The organism is Amycolatopsis sp. NPDC058340 (assembly GCF_042723975.1).
Lineage (GTDB): Bacteria > Actinomycetota > Actinomycetes > Mycobacteriales > Pseudonocardiaceae > Amycolatopsis.
The window spans coordinates 110,373-132,505 of sequence record NZ_JBHXIB010000005.1; the positions used below are offsets into that span (position 1 = coordinate 110,373).

The 22,133-nt window shown below is 70.0% G+C and carries 26 protein-coding genes and 1 tRNA gene; 18 read left to right on the forward strand and 9 right to left on the reverse strand.

The window, feature by feature from the left end; genetic code table 11:
• Positions 1-72: 72 nt before the first annotated feature.
• Positions 73-145 (reverse strand) — tRNA-Arg (locus tag ACFWIW_RS08695).
• Positions 146-491: 346 nt separating this feature from the next.
• Between ACFWIW_RS08695 and ACFWIW_RS08700 the strand changes: the two genes are divergently transcribed.
• The 6 genes from ACFWIW_RS08700 to lspA all read left to right on the forward strand — a co-directional run bounded on the left by ACFWIW_RS08700 (position 492) and on the right by lspA (position 4,948).
• The gene (locus ACFWIW_RS08700; RefSeq protein WP_005155565.1) at positions 492-1,145 is read left to right on the forward strand and encodes a response regulator transcription factor; all 654 of its coding nucleotides are present in this window, start codon (positions 492-494) and stop codon (positions 1,143-1,145) included.
• Positions 1,145-1,759, forward strand: a complete 615-nt coding sequence (locus ACFWIW_RS08705) for a trimeric intracellular cation channel family protein (RefSeq protein ID WP_016337390.1) — start codon at positions 1,145-1,147, stop codon at positions 1,757-1,759. The genes ACFWIW_RS08700 and ACFWIW_RS08705 overlap by 1 nt, the downstream gene beginning before the upstream one ends.
• Positions 1,760-1,844: 85 nt before the next feature.
• Positions 1,845-2,537, forward strand: coding sequence for a response regulator transcription factor (locus ACFWIW_RS08710; protein ID WP_240599598.1), 693 nt, complete (start codon positions 1,845-1,847; stop codon positions 2,535-2,537).
• Positions 2,534-3,958, forward strand: coding sequence for an ATP-binding protein (locus tag ACFWIW_RS08715; RefSeq protein WP_378367865.1), 1,425 nt, complete (start codon positions 2,534-2,536; stop codon positions 3,956-3,958). Before ACFWIW_RS08710 ends, ACFWIW_RS08715 begins: the two co-directional genes overlap by 4 nt.
• The gene (locus ACFWIW_RS08720; protein ID WP_378367866.1) at positions 3,958-4,452 is read left to right on the forward strand and encodes a carboxymuconolactone decarboxylase family protein; all 495 of its coding nucleotides are present in this window, start codon (positions 3,958-3,960) and stop codon (positions 4,450-4,452) included. The genes ACFWIW_RS08715 and ACFWIW_RS08720 overlap by 1 nt, the downstream gene beginning before the upstream one ends.
• Positions 4,430-4,948, forward strand: coding sequence for a signal peptidase II (gene lspA / locus ACFWIW_RS08725; RefSeq protein WP_240599600.1), 519 nt, complete (start codon positions 4,430-4,432; stop codon positions 4,946-4,948). The genes ACFWIW_RS08720 and lspA overlap by 23 nt, the downstream gene beginning before the upstream one ends.
• Here lspA and ACFWIW_RS08730 read toward each other — a convergent pair.
• Complete coding sequence (locus tag ACFWIW_RS08730) at positions 4,926-5,309, reverse strand: VOC family protein (protein WP_378367867.1); 384 nt, start codon at positions 5,307-5,309, stop codon at positions 4,926-4,928. The two genes, lspA and ACFWIW_RS08730, sit on opposite strands and share 23 nt — an antisense overlap.
• A gap of 92 nt (positions 5,310-5,401) precedes the next feature.
• Between ACFWIW_RS08730 and ACFWIW_RS08735 the strand changes: the two genes are divergently transcribed.
• The 3 genes from ACFWIW_RS08735 (at position 5,402) to ACFWIW_RS08745 (ending at position 8,778) form a co-directional block, all read left to right on the forward strand.
• Positions 5,402-6,202: a DeoR/GlpR family DNA-binding transcription regulator gene (locus ACFWIW_RS08735; RefSeq protein ID WP_378367868.1), complete on the forward strand. Its 801-nt coding sequence runs from the start codon at positions 5,402-5,404 to the stop codon at positions 6,200-6,202.
• Positions 6,199-7,281, forward strand: a complete 1,083-nt coding sequence (gene galT, locus ACFWIW_RS08740) for a galactose-1-phosphate uridylyltransferase (RefSeq protein ID WP_378367869.1) — start codon at positions 6,199-6,201, stop codon at positions 7,279-7,281. The genes ACFWIW_RS08735 and galT overlap by 4 nt, the downstream gene beginning before the upstream one ends.
• 72 nt (positions 7,282-7,353) lie before the next feature.
• Positions 7,354-8,778: a trypsin-like peptidase domain-containing protein gene (locus tag ACFWIW_RS08745; RefSeq protein WP_378367870.1), complete on the forward strand. Its 1,425-nt coding sequence runs from the start codon at positions 7,354-7,356 to the stop codon at positions 8,776-8,778.
• A gap of 149 nt (positions 8,779-8,927) precedes the next feature.
• Here the strand turns inward: ACFWIW_RS08745 and ACFWIW_RS08750 are convergent, their stop codons facing one another.
• The 6 genes from ACFWIW_RS08750 to ACFWIW_RS08775 all read right to left on the reverse strand — a co-directional run bounded on the left by ACFWIW_RS08750 (position 8,928) and on the right by ACFWIW_RS08775 (position 12,976).
• The gene (locus tag ACFWIW_RS08750; protein WP_378367871.1) at positions 8,928-9,341 is read right to left on the reverse strand and encodes a hypothetical protein; all 414 of its coding nucleotides are present in this window, start codon (positions 9,339-9,341) and stop codon (positions 8,928-8,930) included.
• A complete protein-coding gene (locus ACFWIW_RS08755) occupies positions 9,338-10,396 on the reverse strand; it encodes a molybdopterin-dependent oxidoreductase (RefSeq protein ID WP_378367872.1) in 1,059 nt (352 codons plus the stop codon). The genes ACFWIW_RS08750 and ACFWIW_RS08755 overlap by 4 nt, the downstream gene beginning before the upstream one ends.
• A complete protein-coding gene (locus ACFWIW_RS08760; protein WP_378367873.1) occupies positions 10,393-11,001 on the reverse strand; it encodes a methyltransferase domain-containing protein in 609 nt (202 codons plus the stop codon). The genes ACFWIW_RS08755 and ACFWIW_RS08760 overlap by 4 nt, the downstream gene beginning before the upstream one ends.
• Positions 10,998-11,642, reverse strand: coding sequence for a DUF2064 domain-containing protein (locus tag ACFWIW_RS08765; RefSeq protein ID WP_378367874.1), 645 nt, complete (start codon positions 11,640-11,642; stop codon positions 10,998-11,000). The genes ACFWIW_RS08760 and ACFWIW_RS08765 overlap by 4 nt, the downstream gene beginning before the upstream one ends.
• Complete coding sequence (locus ACFWIW_RS08770; RefSeq protein WP_378367875.1) at positions 11,639-12,295, reverse strand: glycosyltransferase family 2 protein; 657 nt, start codon at positions 12,293-12,295, stop codon at positions 11,639-11,641. The genes ACFWIW_RS08765 and ACFWIW_RS08770 overlap by 4 nt, the downstream gene beginning before the upstream one ends.
• A gap of 141 nt (positions 12,296-12,436) precedes the next feature.
• A complete protein-coding gene (locus ACFWIW_RS08775) occupies positions 12,437-12,976 on the reverse strand; it encodes a copper resistance protein CopC (RefSeq protein ID WP_378367876.1) in 540 nt (179 codons plus the stop codon).
• Between the two features lie 325 nt (positions 12,977-13,301).
• Between ACFWIW_RS08775 and ACFWIW_RS08780 the strand changes: the two genes are divergently transcribed.
• The 9 genes from ACFWIW_RS08780 (at position 13,302) to ACFWIW_RS08820 (ending at position 21,273) form a co-directional block, all read left to right on the forward strand.
• Positions 13,302-13,862 carry a hypothetical protein gene (locus ACFWIW_RS08780; protein WP_378367877.1) on the forward strand — a complete coding sequence of 187 codons (561 nt, stop codon included), beginning with the start codon at positions 13,302-13,304 and terminating at the stop codon, positions 13,860-13,862.
• Positions 13,863-13,865: 3 nt separating this feature from the next.
• On the forward strand, positions 13,866-14,768 hold the full coding sequence (locus ACFWIW_RS08785; protein WP_378367878.1) for a copper resistance D family protein: 903 nt from the start codon (positions 13,866-13,868) through the stop codon (positions 14,766-14,768).
• Positions 14,769-14,794: 26 nt separating this feature from the next.
• Complete coding sequence (locus ACFWIW_RS08790) at positions 14,795-15,748, forward strand: plastocyanin/azurin family copper-binding protein (protein WP_378367879.1); 954 nt, start codon at positions 14,795-14,797, stop codon at positions 15,746-15,748.
• 72 nt (positions 15,749-15,820) lie between these two features.
• Complete coding sequence (locus ACFWIW_RS08795) at positions 15,821-16,279, forward strand: hypothetical protein (protein ID WP_378367880.1); 459 nt, start codon at positions 15,821-15,823, stop codon at positions 16,277-16,279.
• A complete protein-coding gene (locus tag ACFWIW_RS08800) occupies positions 16,276-16,881 on the forward strand; it encodes a cupredoxin family copper-binding protein (protein ID WP_378367881.1) in 606 nt (201 codons plus the stop codon). The genes ACFWIW_RS08795 and ACFWIW_RS08800 overlap by 4 nt, the downstream gene beginning before the upstream one ends.
• A gap of 76 nt (positions 16,882-16,957) precedes the next feature.
• Entirely contained in the window at positions 16,958-18,298 is a 1,341-nt protein-coding gene (locus tag ACFWIW_RS08805) for a hypothetical protein (RefSeq protein WP_378367882.1), read from the forward strand.
• Positions 18,299-18,308: 10 nt separating this feature from the next.
• Positions 18,309-19,007, forward strand: a complete 699-nt coding sequence (locus ACFWIW_RS08810; RefSeq protein ID WP_037340495.1) for a response regulator transcription factor — start codon at positions 18,309-18,311, stop codon at positions 19,005-19,007.
• Complete coding sequence (locus tag ACFWIW_RS08815; RefSeq protein ID WP_378367883.1) at positions 19,004-20,053, forward strand: sensor histidine kinase; 1,050 nt, start codon at positions 19,004-19,006, stop codon at positions 20,051-20,053. The genes ACFWIW_RS08810 and ACFWIW_RS08815 overlap by 4 nt, the downstream gene beginning before the upstream one ends.
• Positions 20,054-20,106: 53 nt before the next feature.
• Positions 20,107-21,273 carry a serine hydrolase domain-containing protein gene (locus ACFWIW_RS08820; protein WP_378367884.1) on the forward strand — a complete coding sequence of 389 codons (1,167 nt, stop codon included), beginning with the start codon at positions 20,107-20,109 and terminating at the stop codon, positions 21,271-21,273.
• Position 21,274: 1 nt separating this feature from the next.
• On the opposite strand, the gene ACFWIW_RS08825 is transcribed toward ACFWIW_RS08820, so the two are convergent.
• Entirely contained in the window at positions 21,275-22,078 is an 804-nt protein-coding gene (locus ACFWIW_RS08825) for an MBL fold metallo-hydrolase (protein WP_378367885.1), read from the reverse strand.
• Between the last annotated feature and the right edge of the window lie 55 nt (positions 22,079-22,133).

Below are 22,133 nucleotides of genomic sequence, written 5' to 3' on the forward strand. Positions count from 1 at the left end.
GGGGCGAAGTTTGGGTCATGGACGGGGTCACGACGTCGCGCTGGAGAGCTTCGAAGACGCCTCAGACCTGTGTGCCCCCGGCAGGATTCGAACCTGCGACACCCGCTTTAGGAGAGCGGTGCTCTATCCCCTGAGCTACGAGGGCATGTACTGCCAGGCACAGCCTACCGGGTGACCGCCCCCGGCCGGGCACGAGGGCCGAGCAACCGAGCGGCCGGTCCGAAATGCCCCGAACGGCGGTTCCCAAGAGTCCGCTAGCGGGCAGCGGCCGGAGAGCGACACTGGCCGTCCAGTGACACTCGACCTGCGGATCCACCCAGGAGCGGCCACACTCTCCAGCAGGAGAACAGGGTCTGAATCGAGCGCTAGATCGACACAGATGACCCGCGCGGGTCACTCGTACGTGTCTGGTTTCGAAACCCTGAACAACAGTAGGTAATCTTCGTTAACGGGACGCGAGACGCCGCTCCCCCGGCTGCCGGAGGGCTTCGTTGATCAAGCTCATGTTCGCCGACGACGAGGAACTGGTCCGTTCGGGCCTGCGTGCCATGATGTCGGGCGCTGCCGATATCGAGATCGTGGGCGAGGCGAGCGACGGGAGATCAGCGGTCGAGGTCGCCCGGCGGTACCACCCTGACGTCGCGTTGCTCGACATCAAGATGCGGGCGCCTGACGACGGTATTCGCGCGCTGAGGGCCATCCTCGCGCTGCCCGATCCGCCGACCGTGGCCATGTTGACCACGTTCGACATCGACGACTACGTCAGTCTCGCGCTGCGGCTCGGGGCCAACGGCTTCCTGCTCAAGGACATCGATCCCGCGGCGCTGCTCAGGGCGGTGCGCGACCTCGCGAGGGGTGGCGCGGTGCTCGATCCCGGGGTCGCGGCGCGCATGGTGCAGTCGCATCGGGACGAGCAGCGGGCCGCGCAGCCGGCGCGCAAGCTGCTCGCGTCGTTGTCCGAGCGGGAGCGTGAGGTCGTCGGGCTGATCGGGCAGGGGCTGTCCAACGCCGAGATCGGCGGGCGCCTGCACCTGTCCGAGGCCACGGTGAAGGGCTACGTCTCGGCCGTCCTGTCCAAGATCGGCGCGGCGAACCGGGTGCAGGCCGCGCTGCTGGCCTACCGCGGTGGCCTGCTCGACCAGTAATGATCCTCACCGCGCTCGAGTTCCTCGGCTTGATCGCGTTCGCCGCTTCGGGGGCGCTCGCGGCGGTGCGGTCCAGGTTGGACGTCTTCGGGGTCGTGGTCGTCGGGTTGACGACCGCGCTCGGCGGCGGGGTCATCCGTGACGTCCTGCTCGGGATCACACCGCCGACGACCCTGCGGACCTGGCCTTATCTCGCGGTCTGCGGCGGGACGGCGCTGGTCGTGTTCGTCTTCCATCCGCAGATCGCGAAGCTGAGGCGTGCCGTACTGCTCGCTGACGCGCTCGGGCTCGGGGTGTTCGCGACGGCGGGGACCACCATCGCGTTGAACGCGGGCGCCACCCCCTACGCGGCGTGCTTGATCGGCATGACGACGGGTATCGGTGGCGGCGCTGTGCGTGATCTCCTGCTGCGGGAAATCCCGCTCGTGCTGCGGAAGGAGATCTACGCGGTCGCGGCGCTCGCGGGGGCCGTGCTCGTCGTGATCGGTCACGCTCTGCGACTGCCGCCGGGGCCGGTGACGGTGGTAGCAGCCGCCGCGGTGGTGGGGGTCCGGATGCTCGCTTTGTGGCGGAGATGGAACGCACCTGTTGCAAAAGGGCCCGAGACCGGCTGAAACGTCTTCCGGACCGCCGGATTTCCTTTGTTGGTTCTGTGTGTGTTCTTAGGCGAGTCTCAGCACTCTGCGTAAGACTGTCGCCATGCGCATCCTCGTAGTGGACGACGACAGGGCCGTCCGTGAATCACTCAGGCGATCCCTTGAGTTCAACGGCTACCAGGTGGAGCTGGCCGGGGACGGCGCGCAGGCCTTGGAAGCGATCATCGCCAACAGACCCGACGCGATGGTCCTCGACGTGATGATGCCGCGGCTCGACGGCCTGGAGGTCGCCCGACGCCTGCGAAGCACCGGTGACGACCTGCCGATTCTCGTGCTGACCGCGCGGGACACGGTGTCCGACCGGGTGTCCGGCCTCGACGCCGGCGCCGACGACTACCTGCCGAAGCCCTTCGCGCTCGAAGAGCTGCTCGCGCGCCTTCGCGCGCTTCTGCGCCGGGCGATCCCGGATCCGCAGGCAGGCCAGAACGCGGAGGTCCTCTCGTTCGCGGACCTCACCTTGGACCCGGGGACGCGCGAGGTGCGCCGGGGCGGGCGGGAGATCAGCCTCACCAGGACCGAATTCGCCCTCCTCGAACTGTTCCTCTCCTACCCGAAGCACGTTCTGACCCGCAGCCGGATCCTGGAGGAAGTGTGGGGATACGACTTCCCGACGTCGGGCAACGCGCTGGAGGTCTACGTCGGCTATTTGCGCCGAAAGACCGAGGCTGGGAGCGAACCGAGGCTGATCCACACGGTGCGGGGAGTGGGCTACGTACTGAGGGAAACCCCGCCGTGACCGAGCCGGTCCCGGTCGTCGACGTGTCCGAAAAGGATCCGCGCGGCGACCGCTGGGGCACGCGGCGCTTCTCGCTCCGCGGCCGGGTGACGCTGCTCGCGGCCGTTTCGGTGGCGGGCGCGGTGGCGCTGGTCTCCCTCGGCGCGTATCTCGTCGTGAAGGAGAACCTCTACCAGCAGGTGGACGACAACCTGCTCGCCCGCGCGCAGGCCGCGGTCGATTCGCCGCAGGTGCAGACCGAGCTGCAGCAGGTTCCCGGCGCCTTCCTGGCCAGCGCGGATCTGCAGATCGGGCAGCTGACGGTGGGGCAGAAGGTCCGGCTGACCTATCCGCAGTCCGGCAGCCGCCCGCCGTACGGCGACGAAGAGATCGCGGTCGCTTCCGGGGACTCACCGTTCTCCCTGCGGACCGACCCGAAGACCGACAGCCGGGTCGTCGCCCTCCCGCAGGGCGCGGGGCAGGCGATGGTGCTCGCCCAGTCGCTCGGCCCGACGAAACGCACCCTGAACGAGCTTTCGGTCGTCCTGTTCCTGATCGGCGGCGCCGGGATCCTGGTCGCCGCGGCCGCGGGAACGGCCGTCGCGAGAGCCGGGCTGAGGCCGGTCGACCGGCTGACGTCGGCGGCGGAACGCGTCGCCACCACGGGCGACCTGCGGCCGATCCCGGTGAGCGGCGACGACGAACTCGCCCGCCTGACCCAGAGTTTCAACACGATGCTGGGCACGGTCGCCGAATCGCAAGAACGGCAACGACAGCTCGTCGCGGACGCCGGACACGAACTCCGCACTCCGCTGACCTCGTTGCGCACGAACCTGGAGCTCCTGCTGTCCGCGAGCAGGCCGGGCGCGCGGACGCTGTCCGACGAGGACCGCAGCGACATCGAGGCCGACATCCGCGGCCAGCTCGACGAGCTGACCCAGCTGATCGGCGACCTCGTCGAGCTCGCGCGCCAGGACGAGCCGCGGATCGAACACGAGCGGGTCGAGATGGTCGACGTCGTCGAGCGCGCGCTGGACCGGGCACGCCGCCGCGCGGGCGAGATCGAATTCGACGTCTCGCTGCAGCCGTGGGTGCTGACCGGCGACACCAGCGCGCTGGAACGCGCGGTGCTGAACCTGCTGGACAACGCGGTGAAGTTCTCGCCGGAAGGGTCGACGGTCGGGGTCCGGCTGTACCCGGTCGGCGACGGCACGGCGGTGCTCGAAGTCGAGGACTCCGGGCCGGGCATCGCCGACGAGGATCTGCCGAAGGTGTTCGACCGCTTCTATCGCTCATCCGAGGCGCGGACGCTGCCCGGTTCCGGGCTCGGCCTCGCCATCGTCCAGCACGCGGCGCAGCGGCACGGCGGCGACGTCTACGCGGGCCGCGCGGCCACCGGCGGCGCGCTGATGACCTTGCGGCTCCCGGGAGCCCCGGCCTGATGGGTGACTACGACAAGGGTCTCGAGCTGCTTCGGCTGCTCGGCGGCGTCGAGAACCCCGCCGTGCTGAAGCTGTTCGACGCCGTCGGGGCGACGGACTACGGCAGGGAAGCGGTGGCCTTCGTCTACGGCGGGGTCTACCAGCGGCCGGGGCTTTCGCTGGCACAGCGGCAATTGGTGACCGTCGCCGCGCTGGAGGCCCTGGGCTACGCGGAGGCGCAGCTTCGGTTCCATCGCGACGCCGTGTCGAACGTCGGTGGTGACCTGGCGCAGGACGACGAAACGACCGGGCGGCTCAAGCGGATCGCGGTGTACACGGCGAAGGGCGGCGTGGCGCCGGAACTGGCCGACGTCCTCCAGGAAGCGAAGGACGCGGGGGAGCTCCGGGAGGCTGTCGAGGCGATCCTGCATCTCGCCGTCTACGTGGGCTTCCCCGCCGCGCTCAACGCGCTCGCCATTACTCTGACGGGTGATGAGCACCGAGAACGCGCCTGAGCCGCCGCCCCGCCGTCTGCTGTGGACACTGCTGGTGGCCGCGGTGCTGCTGGCCGCCGACCAGCTGACCAAATGGTGGGCCGTCGACGCCCTCACCGATCACGCGCCGATCCCGGTGATCGGCGATTTCATCCGGTTCAGGCTGCTCTACAACCCGGGCGCGGCGTTCTCGCTGGGCGCGAACTCCACCTGGATCTTCGCGATCCTGGCCGCGGCCGCGGTGGTCGCGCTGCTGTGGATCTCCCGAAAGGTCCGTTCGGCGGGCTGGGCGATCTCGCTCGGGCTGCTGCTCGGGGGCGCGACGACGCATCTGGGCGACCGCCTGTTCCGCGAGCCCGGCTTCGCGCGCGGCCATGTGGTCGACTTCATCGACTACAACGGCTGGTTCGTCGGGAACGTCGCCGACATCGCGCTGTTCTTCGGCGCCGTCTCGCTTTTCGTGCTGAGCTTCCGCGGCGTCCCGATCGACGGCGTCAAGGAGACGGCGGAGGACTGACGAGGCAGAACTCGTTCCCTTCGGGATCCGCGAGCACGACCAATCCCTCTTCAGGGTGCGCGAGGACACGCGCGCCCAAGGCGACGAGCCGTTCGACGCTGTCTCCGGTCAGGTCCAGATGTACGCGGTTCTTGACGACCTTCGGTTCCGGCACCAGGTTGAAGAAGAGCCGGGGCCCCGACGCCGCTTCGACCAGCACCGAAGGATCGTCTTCGGGACCGGAAAACCCCAGGGAACGAAGGCGATCAAGCTCCTCTTCGGCATAGGGTGCGACTTCGTAGCCGTCGAGCGCGGCCGCCCAGAAGCGGGCGAGCGAAGCCGGATGCCGGCAGTCGAAGACGACGTCGCGAAGCCTGGCCATGGCCACATCGTGGCAGGCAACTCGGCGGGCCGCGCCATGTTTGATCGTGTAGGATTTTGTGTAGTTGATCCAGTGTAGTCATCGGAGGCTTCGTGCTCGCGCGGCAACGACAGGCGGTGATCCTCGAGGAGGCGCGCCGGACCGGGGCGGTCCGGGTCAGCGATCTCGTCGCGAGGCTCGGCGTTTCCGATATGACGGTGCGCCGCGACCTCGACGTGCTCGCGAGCCGTGGCCTGGTCGAGAAGGTCTACGGCGGCGCCACCTCCATCGTCGGCAAGAGCACCGACGAACCCGGTTTCGAGGCGAAATCCGTGCGCCAGCGCGCGCAGAAGGAGGCCATCGCCGCCCTCGCGGCCGGGCTGGTCCGGCCGGGCACCGCGATCGGCATCTCCGCGGGCACCACCACTTGGACGCTGGCCAGGGCGCTCGACGAGGTCCCCGGCCTGACGATCGTCACGAACTCCATCCAGGTCGCCGACGTGCTGCGCGGCGCGAACCAGCCGGATCGCACGGTCGTCCTCACCGGCGGTGTCCGCACCCCGTCGGACGCGCTGGTCGGCCCGGTCGCCGTGCAGAGCCTGCGGTCGCTGCACCTGGACGTCGTCTTCCTCGGCGTGCACGGGATGGCCGACGGCCCCGGGTTCACCACACCGAACCTCACCGAATCCGAGACCGACCGCGCGCTGGTCGAAGCGGGCCGCAAGCTGGTCGTGCTGGCCGACCACACCAAATGGGGCATCGTCGGGATCTCCACCATCGCCGGGCTCGAAGAGGCCGACGTCGTCGTCTCGGACGACGGTTTGTCCGACAACGCAAGGGAAACGCTCACCGAGCAGGCGGGTGAGCTGATGATCGCCGAAACGGCGGAGACGGCTGAGGCTGAAGAAGCGTGAAGCGCACGGTTAGGCACCTGGCCGACGGCCGGGAGATCATCTATTTCGACGCTCCGGGCGCGCCCGAACGCACCGCCGAGGACACGCGTGACCTGCCCCAGGTCGCGGCGGCGTCGGAGATCCGGCGCGATCCGCTGACCGGCGAATGGGTCGCGATGGCCGCGCACCGGCAGACGCGCACCTACAAACCGCCCGCCGACCTGTGTCCGTTGTGCCCCTCGAAACCCGGGAAGCCGAGCGAGATCCCGGAGGCGGACTACGACGTCGCCGTGTTCGAGAACAGGTTCCCTTCCTTCGCCCGCAACGTCCTCGGTGACTCGTCCACAGTGGACGGAGCGGGGCTGGTGCCGGTCGCGCCGGGCGTCGGGCGCTGCGAGGTCGTCTGCTTCACCAGCGACCACGACGGTTCTTTCGCCGGGCTCACGGCGAAACAGGTCCGCGCGGTCGTCGACGCCTGGGCCGACCGCACCGCCGAACTGTCCGCGATGGACGGTGTCGAGCAGGTCTTCCCGTTCGAGAACCGCGGCGAAGAGATCGGCGTGACCCTGCACCATCCGCACGGTCAGATCTACGGATACCCGTTCGTCACGCCGAAGACCGAGCGCCTGCTGGAGGTCGCCCGCGCCTACGAGGCCGAGCACGGCCGTCCGGTGATGGGGGACGTCCTGGCCGCCGAGCGGGCGTCCGGGGAGCGGGTCGTGGTCGCCGGCGAGCACTGGACGGCGTTCGTGCCGCCCGCCGCGCGCTGGCCCGTGCAGGTCCAGATCGTGCCGCATCGGCAGGTGCCCGACATCCCCGCGCTTTCGGACGCCGAGCGTGACGACTTCGCCGACGTCTACCTCGAAGTCCTTCGCCGCTGCGACGGGCTGTACGACCGGCCGCTGCCCTACATCGCGGCCTGGAACCAGGCGCCCGCCAAACGCGACCGCGAACTCGGCTGGCTGTACCTGGAGGTGTTCTCGGTGCTGCGGTCCAAGGACAAGCTGAAGTACCTGGCGGGTTCGGAGTCCGGGATGGCCGTGTGGATCAACGACGCCACCCCCGAGCAGATCGCGGACAGGCTGCGCGCCACCCGCTGACAGGGCCATACTCATGTGCGATGCACAGCTTTGGCTCAGGAACTTCTCAGGACCATCCCGCAAGGTGAAGACATGACCGAGAACGACGCCGAGAAGGCGCGGCCCGCCGGCGATCGGCCGGACGCGGAGCAGAGCGCTGCCTGGGCGGCTCAGCCCGCGCCGCAGCAGCCTGACGCGACCGGCCTCGGCGGCCATGCCACTCCCCACACCGGAGCGCAGCAGGCCTACACCCCGGAGCAGCAGTACAACCCGTGGTCGCCCCAGGCCCAGCAGACCCAGGCCCAGCAGACCCAGACGCAGGAGCACGCGTCGCAGGGTCCGTACACGCAGAGCCAGCAGATCCCCGGCCAGCAGACGCCGTTCACCCAGCCGGGTCCGTCGGTCTACGCGGTCCCGCAGCAGCGCCAGGCGCAGAAGTCCACCTCGGGCAAGCTGCTCGCCGGTGTCGCGGCGATCGCGCTCGTGGTCGGCGGGGTCGCGGGCGGCACGGTCGGCTACCTGACCGGTGACGGGTCCGGCGGTTCCGCCGTGAACGCGCTCGACGCGCCGAAGCCCGCCCAGCAGACGGGCAACCTGCCCGCCGGTTCGGTCGAATCCGTGGCGCAGAAGCTGTCGCCGAGCGTGGTCGAGCTGCAGGTGTCCGGCCGGTCGGGGGCGGGCGAGGGCTCCGGTTTCGTGCTCAGCACCGACGGTTACGTGCTCACCAACAACCACGTCGTCGAGGTCGCCGCCGGAGGCGGGCAGATCCAGGCGGTGTTCCAGGACGGCAAGAAGGGGACGGCGACCGTCGTCGGCCGCGACCCCACGACGGATATCGCCGTGGTGAAGGTCAGCGGCGTCAGCGGCCTGACCCCGGTGGAGCTCGGCCGGTCCGACGACCTGCGGGTCGGGCAGCCGGTGGTCGCCATCGGTTCGCCGTTCGAGCTGACCGGCACGGTCACCTCAGGCATCGTCAGCGCGCTGAACCGGCCGGTGAGCGCCGGCGGCAACGGCGACCAGACCACGGTGATGTCGGCGGTGCAGACCGACGCGGCGATCAACCCCGGCAACTCCGGCGGCCCGCTCGCGAACATGGCCGGCCAGGTCATCGGCATCAACTCGGCGATCTACAGCCCGAAGTCCGCGCAGGGCCAGGGCGGCGAGAGCGGCGGCAACGTCGGCATCGGTTTCGCGATCCCGATCGACCAGGCGCGCCGCACGGCCGACGACATCATCAACACCGGCCAGGCGACGCAGACCTTCATCGGCGCGCGAGTGCAGACGGCGCCGACGGGCGGAGCGCAGCTCGGTGAGATCACGCCGGGCAGCCCCGCGGAGAAGGCGGGCCTCAAATCCGGCGACGTCGTGACGAAGCTGGACGACCGGACGATCCCCAACGCGGACGCGCTCGTCGCCGAGATCCGCACCAGGGCGCCGAACGACAAGGTGAAGTTCACCCTCAGCGGGGACAAGGTCATCGAGGTGACCCTCGGCGGCCAGCCCGTCACCCCGAACTAGAGACGCTCGGCCGCCGTGCGCGGCCGAGACCAGCTCCGGCTCGAACCCCCAGCGGGCCGGACCACGGAGACCACGCGCGACCGGCTGCCAATCCCGGTCGCGCGTGGTCCCTTTTGTCTCGTGAGTGGTAAGGACGGTTCTAACCGTCCTTACCACTCACGAGGCCGTCGCCAGAGCACGGCCACGAGCACACCGGCCCACACGACGGCGAGGGTGAGCAGCAGGCCGGTGACGGTGTCGGCGTCGTGCAGGCCCGGGTTCCGCGCACCGCCGAAAGGCCGCCACAGCAACGGGAACGCGAGCAGCGTCAGGACACCGGTGAGCACCGCGCCCGCCTTGACCGGCGTCTTCCAGCGGTCCGGGAGGAATCTGCTCAGCGCGAGGCCAACGGCGCCGACCAGCGGCGCGACCAGCAGGTCGTGGACCAGCGGACCGCCGGCGAGCCAGCCGAGCGTCCCGAAGACGTCCGGGCGCAGCGAGAACGCGTACTCGGAGAACAGCACCGCGCCCCACGTGAGCGCGGCGAGGCCGGGCAGGAACAGCAGCAACCGCAACGTCTTCACAGCGTCTCCAAGCGGGTGACCCATTTCGTCTGCAGGACGCCGGGCCGGTTCGGGGCGATGATCCGGCACGGGAAACCGTGATCGGCATTGAGGACCTCACCGTCGAGTTCCAGTGCCAGCAGGGTGAGTTCGTCCGCGGTGTGCTCGCCAGGCAGCTCGCTGATCCCGTACGGCCCCGCCTTCTCCAGCGAGAACACGCGGACCGGGGTGCCCGGCGTGCTTCCGGCGTGCCGCAACAGGTCCGGCAGGGAGACACCGCTCCAGTGCGCGGATTCGCTCCAGCCCTCGACGCACGCGATCGGCAGTTCGGCCGAAGTCCTCGGCAGGGCGCGAAGCTGCTCCAGTGAATAGGTTCTCGTGCCGCTCGGGGTCACCACCGTGAGCCGCCAGTTCGGGTCTTTCGCCGCGTCCAGGACACCGGCGGCTTCGGCGGTCCGGTTCACCGGAAGGCCCTTACCGCTGCGCCACGAAAGGCCGGAAACCGTGCGCAGCAACGGAACCGTCGCACCGGCCGTCGCCACGACGGCGACTCCCGCGGCCAGCCAGGTCGTGCGGAGAAAGGCGCGCCGCGAGGGTTCGGGCTTCGTCGTCAGCGAGCGGCGGACGATGGGGAGTTTCACCGCGATGTGCACCAGGATCGAGCCGATCGCCACCCACGCGACCGCGTAGTGCAGCTGCGGGAAGTAGAAGTTCCACGGATAGTTCTGCGCGACGTTGAACAAGCCGGTGACGAGTTCGAAGAACGCGGCCGCGGAGAGCACGAGGATCGACAGGCGTTCGAGCGCGTGCGGCAGGGAACGGATCACCGGCCGCTCGAAGAGTTTCGGGTAGACACTCCAGAGTTTGGCCAGCAGCAAGGGAATCGACGCGATCCCGGAGAGCACGTGCGTGCCCTGGGTGACCCGGTACAGCCAGACCGGACGGCTCGGCCAGCCGAACCACGACGGCGGATGCTGGATGAGATGGCTGATGAGGCCGGTGACGAAGCACAGCGTGAACGTGACGGCGAGGGCGAGCCCGATCCGGGAGGTCACGCGCTCCGAAGGGGTGTTCATGCTTTCTCCAGGCAGGCGAACCAGCGGTGGCCGTGGCTGGTGGACCAGGCGACGCGGAACGCGGCGCGGGCGGCGAGGTCCGCGATCGCCTCGACACCGACCCACGCCCAGGTGAACCAGGCGCCGTTGTCGGGGCGCAGCCGGACCCGGTCCTGGCGGAGGCCGCGGCCGGGCGGGTCGAGTTCGACGAGCACGGTCCCGCTGTCGGTGATCAGTTCCGCCATCCGCGTCAGTAGCCGGTGCGGATCGCCGCCGATGCCGATGTTCCCGTCGGCGAGCAGGACATGCCGCCACCGTCCTTCGCCGGGGAGCCGGTCGAAGACGTCGCGGTGGAGCGCGGCGGCGCCCCGGTCGTGGGTGAGCCGTACGGCGGTGGCGGAGATGTCGACGCCGAGCGAGGCGACGCCGCGTTCGGACAGTGCGGCGGTGAGCCTGCCGGGGCCACAGCCGACGTCGAGGGTCGGGCCGTCGCAGGCGGCGAGGAGCACCTCGTCGCCTTCGCAGGGGATGGCCGTCCAGCGGTCCACCGGCAGGTCGACGCGTTCGCCGGTCGCCAGTTCCAGCCAGCAGCGGTGGCCGAGCAGGCCGCGGTCGAAGGCGGTCACCGGACTTCGGCCACCGCTCGGGCGAACCGGCCGTGTGGTGCCGCGGCGGCGACGCGGCGCGCGTCCGCGATCGTGTCCACATCGGACAGTGTGGGCAGAGTGCCGGGGTGCAGTCCGATATCGGTCAGCGCGCGCAGGGTCTGCCGTCCGGTGTCGTCGCGCGACATCGGGACCCCGGCGAGCGCCTTGGCGTACGACGGGTCCTTGAGTCCCAGTGCCCACCAGCCGCCGTCTTCGGCGAGGCCGAGGACGGAATCCCCGGGCCTGTCCGCGGCGTCGGCAAGGAGTTCCGGGGTGACCTGCGGGGTGTCCATCCCGATCTGCAGCACCGGCTCCCCGGGGCGAGGGGCGTCGGCGTGGGCGTTGACGAGCCGGATGTCGAAACCTTCACCGCGTTGGGGGATCACCTCCGTTTTTCGGAGTACCGCGGCGATTTCCGCGCCACGGGCGGACTTGCCGTGTTCGCCGGTCATGGCGACGACCACGCGTGCGTCCGGGGTCCGGAGGGCGGCGTCGAGGGTGTCGAGCAGGGAGGCGGCCGCGATCTCGGCGGCCTGTTCCGGTGTCGCGAGTGGGCAGAGCCGCGTCTTCGCGAAACCGGGAACGGGCGTCTTGGCGACGATCAGCAGGCAGAAGGTCATCGGCTCAGCACCCGCCCGAAATCCCGTGCGGCACGGAGGGTTCCGCGCAGCGAACCGGACACCTTCGACTTCGTGCCTTTCGCGCGTTCGCCGTAGGACACGTCGAACTCGGTGACTCGCCAGCCCACGCGCCTCGCCTTGATCAGCAGTTCGAGCGGGTAGCCGAAGGCGCGATCGGTGACGCCGAGATCGAGGAGCGCCTGTCGTCGAGCGGCCCGCAGCGGCGCGATGTCCCGGACCGGCAATCCCTTGTGCCGCAACAGCGACGAGATCAACGCGTTCCCGGCTCTCGCGTGCCACGGCCAGACACCAGGCCCGGTCGGCACCCGCCTTCCGACCGCCAGATCCGCGTCCGCGAGGCCTCGGACGAGCATCGGGAGTTCGGCGAGATCGAGAGAACCGTCGGCGTCGGCGAAGCAGACGACGTCCGCCGTCGCCGCTTCCAGCCCGGTGTGCACCGCGGCGCCGTAGCCGCGCCGGGGTTCGTGGACGACCTTCGCCCCGAGCCCGCCCGCGATCTCGGCGGAACCGTCCGTGGAGCCGTTGTCGACCACGATCGCCCGATACCGTTCGGGCAGCGCCGCCAGTACGCCGGGCAGGGCGCCGGCCTCGTCGAGACAGGGGAGCACGACGTCAACCTGGTCATCGTTCACGCGAAGTACGCTAAGTCCGGGATGGACGGACGAAAACCCTTGCCGTGCTTACCGAATCATGACGTCGGCGAAGTTCTTACCGAGTTCTGACGGATTCCGCGTCCGGCCCGCCGGGTGGCCGGGACGGGGCTAAGGTGCCCGTCACGGTTTCGCGATCCGCCTGGCCACGAACGCCCCGGCGAGCGCGACCAGCGCGGCCCCGGCGATCCACGGCCACACCGGCACGGTGTCGTCCGCCACCGCGGTTTCGCTCCGCACCTTCGGGACCGCGGCCGTACCAGGGCCCGCCGTGGTGAGCGTGAACGGGACGGAACCCGACACGGGGTGGCCGTCCGCGGACACCACGCGGTACTTCACCGTGTAGACGCCGGCGGCGCCCAGCGGCCGAAGAGGCGCGGACAACTTCTCCCCGGTGACCACGGGCGGTCCGCCTTCCCAGTGCGACGTTCCGTCCGGGCCGAGAACGGCCAGTTCGGTGAAACCGCGGTCGAGCGGCTCGTTGAACACCAAGGTTACGACGGCGGGCGCGGAATCGAGCGAGGCTTCCTTCGCCGGATCACTCGAGACGAGAACGCTGTGCGCCATGGCGGGCTGGGCGCAGGCGAGTGCCATGAACAGCACCGCGATGGCCAGCGCGGCTCCGCGCGGCGCGTTTCGCACCGATGGCGGGAAAAGCGACATGGTTGTTCCTCGCAATCGCGTCGGGGACGCCCATCGTGGGCGACGGAATGGTCGGACGCGTTGCGGTGGAGAGGGTTCGTGCGACAACCGTGTTAACGAAAACTCACCGCTCCTGGCGGAAAAGCACTCGGAAACGGCCGGGCTTCACTCGTTCGGCCGCACGGGCCGGGCATTCGGCGGAGGAATTCACAGCCGGACGGAGTCATCGGGCCGGGTTCCTTTACCTGGGCTTCATGTGACGATCATGCCAGGTAACGCGGCAGCTGGTTTTCTTCTCGCCCATCGAACCGTTCCCCTTTTCTCCTTCGTAGGAGAGGACTTCTTCGTGGCTTTGCGAGCTATCGTCCCGCGCCGGGATCAGCTGATCGCGGCGAGCCTCACCGGCGCGGTCGTGATCGTCGTCGGATACGCGTCGGGTCTCGGGCTGAAACCCGGGACGGCGGCGGAAAGCCCGCCACCGGTGATCGCCCAGCCCGCGCCGTCCGCTCCGTCGCCGGTGCCGGACGGGAAGCCGCCGCCTCCCGCGCCCATTCCTTCCCTGCCGGCGGTTCCGGTCACCGACGTCCCCGCCCCGGTGGCGCCGCCCGGGCCCGGTGGCGGTGTCGAGGTCAGCCCTTCGGCGCCGCCGCCGGAACCCGCGCCGCCGACGCATCCGCATCCGGATCCGCCGACCACTCCGCCGCCACCGCCCGAGGAACTTCCGAGCTGTCAACCCGGTGCGGTGCAACAGGTTCTGGACAAGGTCGCCGCGCTTCCGCTGCTCGGCGGAGTCACCGGAGGCCTCGGGGTGACGGGGGCGGACGGGCTCGGCGCGACACTGCTCGGATACTGCCGCGCGGACGACGGCACGGTCGTCCTCGAAACCGTCCCCGTTCCGGCCCGGTGAACCATGGTCAAGACCTGGTACGTACTCGCCCGCTGCGTGGACTACTTCGGCATGACCCTGTTCACGGGCGGCCTGTTCTTCCTCGCGTTCCTGTGGCCGGACGGCGCCGGGCACGGCCGGGCCCGCAAGGTCGTCGGAACCGGATGGCTGCTCGGTTTCGCCGGTACCGTCGCGGGTCTCGGTCTGCAGGGCGCATGGGCGGCACAACGTCCGGCCGCCGACCTGTTCGACTGGGACCTGCTCGGGCAAGTGCTCGACACCCAGTTCGGGCGCGTCTGGTTCGCGAAGGCGCTTCTGTGGCTGCTGGCGGGTGTCGTCCTCGCCGACCTGATGCAGCGCGGCCGGAACGCGGCGACGTCGACCGCCTGGCGGGTCGGAGCGGGCGTCGTGACACTCGGGCTGCTGCGCACGACGGGGTTGACCGGGCACGCTGTCGAGAGCGGGAGACCTTTGCTCACCCAGGTCGCGGACCTCGTGCATCTGGCCGGGATCTGCGCCTGGATCGGGGGACTGGCCGTCCTGTTGTTCGGCGTGCTGTCCCGGCGTGAGCCCGGTGAACTCGCCGCCGTCGTACCGCGCTATTCCCGGCTGGCCATGGTTTCCGTCTTCGCCGTCGTCGTGGCCGGTGCCGTGCTGGCGTGGCAGACGGTCGGCGGCTGGGATCGGCTGTCCACAACGGACTACGGGCGCACGCTCGTGGTCAAGCTGCTCGTCCTCGCGGTCGTCCTCGTGATCGCGCAGGGCAGCAAGAGCTGGGTCTCCCGGCGCCTGGATTTCGCGGTGGTCCTGCGCGGGGACGCCGCCACCGTCCGCCCCTTCGTCCATTCCGTCGCCGCCGAGACCGCGCTCGTCATCGTGGTCCTCGTCGCGGCGAGCCTTCTCGTCACGGCCAGCCCCGGCCGGTGACCGTCCAACCGAAAGGAGTGTCCTCAATGGACAACCAGGAGACCGGGAACCCCACGGCCGAAGCGCCGCCGCCGGTGCCCGCCCGGCGCATCTGGCCGGTGGCGGTGGCGATCCTCGCCCTGGGTGTCGCGCTGTTCAGCCTCGCCACCCTGCGAGGCGGGCAGCAGGCGGACACCGCCCAGAGCGCCGACGTCGACCTTGCCGCGCTGTCGAAGCAGGGGCCGCTGGCGGTTCCGCTGTACCAGGAGATCGCCAAGGAGAAGGCGGCGGCACCGACGGCGGCCAAAACCGTCGAGATCATGGGATACAAGTACAGTCCGGCGAGCCTTTCCGTCGCCGTCGGCGACACGGTGACGTGGACGAACCACGACACCGCGCCGCACAACGTCGTCATCACCGACGGCCCGGAGAAGTTCACCTCGCCCACGTTGCAACAGGGACAGACCTTCAGCCACACCTTCACGAAGGCCGGGAACTACTCCTACTACTGCTCGGTGCACCCGGATATGAAGGCCGCGGTCAAGGTGGAGGGCTCGGGTACGCCTACGTCGCCGCCGACCAGCGTCCCGCCGACCTCGACGCCGACGTCGAGCCCGCCGCACACGATGCCGCCCACCACCCCGGGTGGCGGGTCCTGCGTCCCGAAGGGGGTGCTGCAGCCGATCATCGACCACGTCAAGGCGGCGCATCTGCAGACCTCGCCGGGGCAGCAGGTGCAGGACATCCTGAACCTCGACCAGTACATCAAGACCCATACGGTGTGGCTGGAAACCGTCCTCGCCCCGGTGCTGGACGGATCGGCCGACAAGGTCGTCGCCGACACGCTCGCCCCGATCGTCGCGCATCTCAAATCCGCGCATCTGGAGACGTCACCCGGTCAGCAGGTGGCCGATCTGCTGAACCTCGACCAGTACATCAAAACGCATACGGTGTGGCTCGAAACCGTGCTCACCCCGTTGCTGAACCAGGCGAGCTGCTAGCCGGGGCCCGGCCGGTAAGCGGCCGGCCGGGCCCTTCGCCAGTATCCACGTTCCCCAGTACGGAGACGAGCGATGTCCGACACCGAACTCCTGCCCGCCCCGGCCCAGGCCGGCCACACGCTCCGCCCGGATCGTTGCGTCGTCGAGCCGTCGTTCAGATTCCTGCGTTTCCCCTTGGCTCGCGCCAGGTTCACCGCGACCGCGGGATACCTGGACGTCTCGGAGGATCCCGCGCTCTTCGTCGAACTGGACGTCCCTTCGCTGCGCACCTATCCGTGGCCGTTGAAGCACTTGATCCGGCACGACACTCGCGTAGTGACGTTCACCTCCGGCGAGCTCGTCGTCGACGGGCGGCGAGTGCGGATCGACGGGTGGATCGGGAACCGCGGGCTCGTGCTGTCGGGCGAGCTGCGTCCGGTCGACGAAGAAGGGATCGTCTTGTGGGCCAAGGGAATCCTGCCCCGGCCGCGTCGCGCGCCCTGGTACGTCCGGCGCGTCCACGTCGAGATCGCTATCGAGTTCGTCCGATGAAGCGGCTCGCCGCCCTCGTCCTGACGGCGTTCTTCCTCGTCCTGCAAGCCATCTGCGTCGCGCCACCGGCGAACGCGGCCACGCATCAGGTGATGATGCAGGACTACGCCTACGGACCGGCGGCGCTGACCGTGCGGGCCGGGGACACCGTCACCTGGATGCAGCACGATCAGGCGCCCCACGACGTCGTCACGACGAGCGCACCGGTCGCTTTCCGCAGTCCGCAGCTTTCGGCGGGCCAGAGCTGGAGCTACACCTTCACGAAGCCGGGCACGTACTCCTACTACTGTTCGGTGCATCCGGACATGCGCGCGACGGTCACCGTGCTCGCCGCGGAAACGCCCGCGAAGCAGCCGTCTCCCACGCCGCCGAAACAGACCACGACTCGTCCGGCGACGTCTTCGGCGCCCACGTCTCCGACGAGCAGCGCGGCCCCGGCTCCGGCTCCGGTGGTCCCCGAGAGCTCGGCGCCCGCCCCGCCGGTCACCCAAGAAGCGGCGGCCACGGGACCGTCGCTCGACCCGATGTTGCTGGTCGCCGGGGTCGTCACCGGGGTGGCGGTGCTGTGCCTGCTCCTGGTCGGGTCGCGGCCGGGCGGGTGAGGGAAGGTCTTACCGAGTTCTGACGGACGGCGCCGACGCGTCGTTTCGCGCCGGGAACGCGGTTACGGTGCCGGTGATGTCCACTGTCACCGCCCCTTCCCGCACCGGTCGCCGGGCCGATCTGATCGCCGTCGGGCTGGCGATGCTCGTGGTCGCCGCCGCGATCGGCGTCGGCCTCCACTACAACCGGCCCGGTTCCGGCGTGGTGATCTACGCGTTCGCGCCGCCGCTGTTCGGCTTGTGGCTGCCGCATGTGGGGCCGGGTTCGGTCGCCGCCGTCGTGCTCGCGCTCCTCGTCGTCACCAAAGGTCCCTTGCTCGCCGCGCGGCTGCGGTGGCGTCCGCTGCTCGCCCTCGGCTACGTGACCGCGCTGGCGTGGACGTTCTCGCTGGCGATGATCGACGGCTGGGCGCGCGGTTTCACCGGCAGGCTCACCACGGAACACGAGTACCTGCACGAGGTCCCCGGGATCACCGACATCCCGGAGATGCTGGCCGGATTCTCCTCGCGCATCCTGGACTTCCAGCCGGACTCGTGGACGACGCACGTCTCCGGGCATCCGCCGGGCGCGACGCTCGTCTTCGTCTGGCTCGACAGGCTCGGCCTCCAGGGCGGCGCGTGGGCGTCGACGGTCGTCGTGCTCGTCGGTTGCCTGGCGGTGGTCGCGGTCCCGGTGACGCTCGCCGCGCTGGGCAGGGAGGACGCCGCGAGGACGGTCCTGCCGTTCGCGGTGCTCACTCCGGGTGCGATCTGGATCGGGGTGTCCGCGGACGGGCTCTTCGCCGGGGTCACGGCGACCGGGATCGCGCTGCTGGCGCTGGCCACGCGGCGGCGGATCCTCGCACTCCCCGGCGGTCTGCTGCTCGGGTTCGGGCTCTTCCTTTCGTACGGTCTCGTTCTGCTGGCCGTGATCGTGCTTGCCGTCGTCGTACTGACCCGCGAATGGCGGATCCTGCTCCTCGCCACGGCGGGTGTGGCCGTGGTCGTCGTGGCCTTCGCGCTGACGGGCTTCTGGTGGCTCGACGGCTATCACCTGGTGGTGGAGCGCTACTACCAGGGAATCGCGACGCTGCGCCCGTACTCCTACTGGGTGTGGGCGGATATCGCGGCGGTGCTCATCGCGATCGGGCCCGCCGTGATCGCCGGGACGCGACGGGCGGGCGCGGATTTCCTCGCCGAGCCGAAACGGTCGTTCCGCGAGCCGGTCACCCTGATCGTGCTGGCCGCGGCGCTGACGATCGCTTTCGCCGACCTGTCCGGCCTGTCGAAGGCGGAGGTCGAACGCATCTGGCTACCGTTCGAGGTGTGGCTGCTGCCCGCGGTGGCGCTGCTGCCGTCGAAGGGGCGGCGGTGGTGGCTCGCCGCGTCCGCGGCCACGGCGCTGGTGGTGAACCACCTGGTGCTGACGAGTTGGTGAGGTGGATGGCATGACAGAACAGGGGCGGGTGCTCGTCGTCGACGACGACGAGACCGTGCGGGACGTCGTCCGGCGGTATCTGGAGGTCGCGGGCTTCGAGGTCGACGTCGCCGGCGACGGCACCGAAGGGCTGCGGCTGTTCTCCACGACCGGGCCGGATCTCGTGGTCCTCGACGTCATGATGCCCGGGCTCAACGGGCTCGAGGTGTGCCGCCGCCTGCGGCAGGTGAGCCAGGTGCCGGTCGTGATGCTGACCGCGCTCGGCGAGGAGGAGAACCGCATCGCCGGGCTCCAGCTCGGCGCCGACGACTACGTCACGAAACCGTTCAGCCCCAAGGAACTCGCGTTGCGGGTGGCGTCGGTGCTGCGCAGGGCGCGGATGCCGCGGCCCGAACCGGCGGCGCGCGTGATCACCGACGGCGACCTCGCGTTGCAGATGTCGGCCCGCCAGGCGGCCCTCGGCGGTGTGGAACTTCCCCTGACGAGCCGGGAATTCGATCTGCTCGCGTTCTTCCTCACCCATCCCGGGGTGGCGTTCTCCCGCGCCGATCTGCTGGAGAAGGTCTGGGGCTGGGACTTCGGCGACCAGTCCACCGTGACCGTCCACGTCAGACGGTTGCGGGAGAAGATCGAGAAGAACCCGGCGAAACCCGTCCGCGTCGCCACCGTCTGGGGCGTCGGCTACCGGTACGACCCGGTGCGGCGATGATCGGCTCCGGGGAGTCGCTCGGCGAGATGCTGGCGCACGCCTGGCATATCCTGCCGTTCGCGCTGATGTTCGCGTTGCCGGTGGTGCTGCTCGGCGGGCTGGCCCTGTACCTGCTCCGGCACGGTTCGCTGGCCAGCACGATGACGATCCTCGTGCTGATCCCGGTGTTCGCGACGCTGATCGCGGTGCTCGGGATCAGCGGGTTCATGTTCACCCCGGCGCTGACCACGATGACACTGGTCTGCGTCCTGGTCGCGCTCGTGACCGTGCCGGCGGCGCTCGTGCTCGGCCGCGCGATCGCGCGCCGCAGCGTGTGGGAACGGGAAGCGCGGGAACGGGAGCGCGCGGCCGAGGCGTCGCGGCGCGAACTGGTCGCGTGGATCAGTCACGACCTGCGGAGCCCGCTGGCGGGGATCCAGGCGATGGCCGAGGCCGTCGCGGACGGCGTCGTCGCCGACCCGATCGAGGTCACCGGCTACGCGCGGCGGATCAGCGGTGAGACCACGCGGCTGTCGGGCATGGTCGGCGATCTGTTCGAGCTTTCGCGGATCACCGCGGGCGCGCTGCAGCTGACCATGGCCGCGGTGCCGCTGCGCGACGTCGTGAGCGACGCCGTCGCCGCGCAGGCGCCGCTCGCCGACCAGAAACGCGTACGGATGATCGAATACGCCACCGTGTGGCCGGTCGTTTCCGGCAGCGACCCGGAACTGGCGCGGATCGTGCGCAACCTGGTGTCCAACGCCGTGCGGCACACCCCGCCGGACGGGACGGTCGCCGTCCAGATCGGCATCGAAGGCGGAGAGGCGCTGCTCGCGGTTTCCGACGGCTGCGGCGGGATCCCCGACGACGAAATCGGCCGCGTCTTCGACGTCGCGTTCCGCGGGACGCGGGCGCGGACACCCGAACGCGGCGGGCTGGCGAGCGGCGGCGGGCTCGGCCTCGCGATCGCGAAAGGCCTCGTCGAAGCCCATCACGGCCGCATCGGTGTCCAGAACCACGGGCCCGGCTGCCGGTTCGAGGTCCGGCTTCCGCTCGCCATGTCCTGACGTGTCAGCGGCGTGTCACCGCGGTGTCAGCGCGGGCCGCGATCGTTGCCGCCATGACGACTTCAGCGAAACGATTCTTCCGGCGGGCCGGGATCACCGCGGTGGCCGCCGCACTGCTGGCCGGGGTGGCACCCGGCGTTGCCGCCGCGGACAACGGACGGGACCGGCCGGATCTGCGGGCGATGGTCGAGGAGATCGCCGCCTCCGGTTTCGCCGGCGCGCAGCTGCGGGTGCACGACACGAAAGGCGACTGGACCGGCAGCGCCGGGGTGCGCGAGCTGGGCTCGGCGGCCAAACCGCCGGCCAACGGACGGTTCCGGGTCGGCAGCAACACCAAGACCTTCGTGTCCACCGTCGTGCTGCAGCTGGTGGGGGAGGGCAAGGTCGGCCTGGACGCGCCGGTGGCCGGTTACCTGCCCGAGTTCGGCCTCGACCGGCGGATCACGGTGCGGATGTTGCTGCAGCACACCAGCGGCCTGTTCGACTACACCGGCGCGATGCTGCCCGACGGCACGATCGTGCCGGGAATCCCCTTGACCGGTAAGGAATTCCTGGACAACCGGTATCACACCTACCGGCCGGAGGAGCTGGTGCGCTTCGGCCTGTCCAAGCCGCCGCTGTTCGCGCCGGGAACGGACTGGACGTACACGAACATCAACTACGTCCTGGCCGGGCTGGTGATCGAGAAGGTCGCCGGCCGCCCTTACGGCGACGAGATCCAGCGCCGGATCCTGCGGCCGCTCGGACTCCGGGACACCGTGGTGCCCGGCACCTGGCCGGGCATCCCCGGGCCGCACGCCCACGGCTACTACCGCTACGAGGAGAAGCCCGGGCAGTGGAAGACGGTCGACATCACGAACCAGAACCCGTCGTGGGCGTCCAGCGCCGGTGAGCTGATCTCGACCACGAAGGACCTCCACACGTTCTTCTCCGCGCTGCTGGGCGGAAAGCTGCTGCCCGCGCCGCTGCTCGCCGAGATGCGCAAGCCGCATCCGAAGGGCGGCTACGGCCTCGGGTTGTACGTCCAGGAGACGAGCTGCGGCACCGTCTTCAAGGGAATGGGCGGCTTCCACGGCTATGGAACGGTGATGGCCAGCACGTCCGACGGCAGCCGGACCTACGAACTGTCCATGACCTACGGCGAATCGGACGCCGATCTCGGGCAGCTCTACAACAAGGCCGACCGGCTGCTCACCGACAAGGTGCTCTGCGGCAAGTAGGTCAGAGCCGCCGGAACCCCATGTCCGGGAAGTGGGCCGGCGCGATGATCGCGCCGGTCTCTTCCGCTTCCGCGAGGAACCGTTGCCGGGTGCGGAGGGCGAGATCCGGGTCGATGTCGCCGAGGAAACCGACCCGCGGGTCCGTCAGCTGCGCGGGAGTGTGCAGGACGTCGCCGAGCAGCAGCAGGCGCTCGTCGTCCGCGGTGATGTCGAGTACGTAGTGGCCGGGCGTGTGCCCCGGGGCGTGCCGCGCCACGATCCCGGGCGCGATCTCGACGGCGTCGCCGCTGATCGCCTCGGTCAGCCCCGCGCCGCGGGCGGTCTCCATCCCGACGCGGCTCCATTCGCCCGTCCCGGCGGGTGCGATCAGCGCCTCCCAGTCGAGCCGGCCGAAGACGACCTGGGCTCCGGGGAAGGTCAGGTCGCCTTCGGGGGCGATCCAGCCGATGTGGTCGTTGTGCAGGTGGGTGAGGAAGACGGTGTCGATCTCGTCCACCGGGCACCCGGCCTTGTCGAGCGCGGCCGCGAGGTCGCCGCCAGTGCCCATCGGCGGCGTGGGGTCGCCCTTGGCGGGCGTCATCCCCGGCGGGAAGGCGAATTCGCGCGGACCGAGACCGGTGTCGACGAGGATCGTGCGGCCCTCGCCGCGGATCAGGTACGCGCCGGTCGGGACGTGCACGGTGCCGTCCTCGTCGAAGATCTCCGGGTGGGCTTCGGGGTCGAGACCGGGGAAGAACGCGAGCGGCAGCCGGATCAGGCCGTCCCCGAGCGCTTCGATCTCGATGTCTCCGACGGTGATGCCCACCAAAACCCCCAAAAAGCCGATTCCGTTGCCGGGAACGACAACCGGCCGGGGGCCC

What these genes read in the sequence shown, in the direction of transcription:
- ACFWIW_RS08705 (WP_016337390.1), top strand. Translation starts at nt 1,145, where the DNA reads ATGATCCTCACCGCGCTCGAGTTCCTCGGCTTGATCGCGTTCGCCGCT.
- ACFWIW_RS08710 (WP_240599598.1), top strand. Translation starts at nt 1,845, where the DNA reads ATGCGCATCCTCGTAGTGGACGACGACAGGGCCGTCCGTGAATCACTC.
- ACFWIW_RS08720 (WP_378367866.1), top strand. Translation starts at nt 3,958, where the DNA reads ATGGGTGACTACGACAAGGGTCTCGAGCTGCTTCGGCTGCTCGGCGGC.
- lspA (WP_240599600.1), top strand. Translation starts at nt 4,430, where the DNA reads ATGAGCACCGAGAACGCGCCTGAGCCGCCGCCCCGCCGTCTGCTGTGG.
- ACFWIW_RS08730 (WP_378367867.1), bottom strand. Translation starts at nt 5,309, where the DNA reads ATGGCCAGGCTTCGCGACGTCGTCTTCGACTGCCGGCATCCGGCTTCG.
- ACFWIW_RS08745 (WP_378367870.1), top strand. Translation starts at nt 7,354, where the DNA reads ATGACCGAGAACGACGCCGAGAAGGCGCGGCCCGCCGGCGATCGGCCG.
- ACFWIW_RS08755 (WP_378367872.1), bottom strand. Translation starts at nt 10,396, where the DNA reads ATGAACACCCCTTCGGAGCGCGTGACCTCCCGGATCGGGCTCGCCCTC.
- ACFWIW_RS08765 (WP_378367874.1), bottom strand. Translation starts at nt 11,642, where the DNA reads ATGACCTTCTGCCTGCTGATCGTCGCCAAGACGCCCGTTCCCGGTTTC.
- ACFWIW_RS08775 (WP_378367876.1), bottom strand. Translation starts at nt 12,976, where the DNA reads ATGTCGCTTTTCCCGCCATCGGTGCGAAACGCGCCGCGCGGAGCCGCG.
- ACFWIW_RS08785 (WP_378367878.1), top strand. Translation starts at nt 13,866, where the DNA reads ATGGTCAAGACCTGGTACGTACTCGCCCGCTGCGTGGACTACTTCGGC.
- ACFWIW_RS08790 (WP_378367879.1), top strand. Translation starts at nt 14,795, where the DNA reads ATGGACAACCAGGAGACCGGGAACCCCACGGCCGAAGCGCCGCCGCCG.
- ACFWIW_RS08795 (WP_378367880.1), top strand. Translation starts at nt 15,821, where the DNA reads ATGTCCGACACCGAACTCCTGCCCGCCCCGGCCCAGGCCGGCCACACG.
- ACFWIW_RS08800 (WP_378367881.1), top strand. Translation starts at nt 16,276, where the DNA reads ATGAAGCGGCTCGCCGCCCTCGTCCTGACGGCGTTCTTCCTCGTCCTG.
- ACFWIW_RS08805 (WP_378367882.1), top strand. Translation starts at nt 16,958, where the DNA reads ATGTCCACTGTCACCGCCCCTTCCCGCACCGGTCGCCGGGCCGATCTG.
- ACFWIW_RS08810 (WP_037340495.1), top strand. Translation starts at nt 18,309, where the DNA reads ATGACAGAACAGGGGCGGGTGCTCGTCGTCGACGACGACGAGACCGTG.
- ACFWIW_RS08815 (WP_378367883.1), top strand. Translation starts at nt 19,004, where the DNA reads ATGATCGGCTCCGGGGAGTCGCTCGGCGAGATGCTGGCGCACGCCTGG.
- ACFWIW_RS08820 (WP_378367884.1), top strand. Translation starts at nt 20,107, where the DNA reads ATGACGACTTCAGCGAAACGATTCTTCCGGCGGGCCGGGATCACCGCG.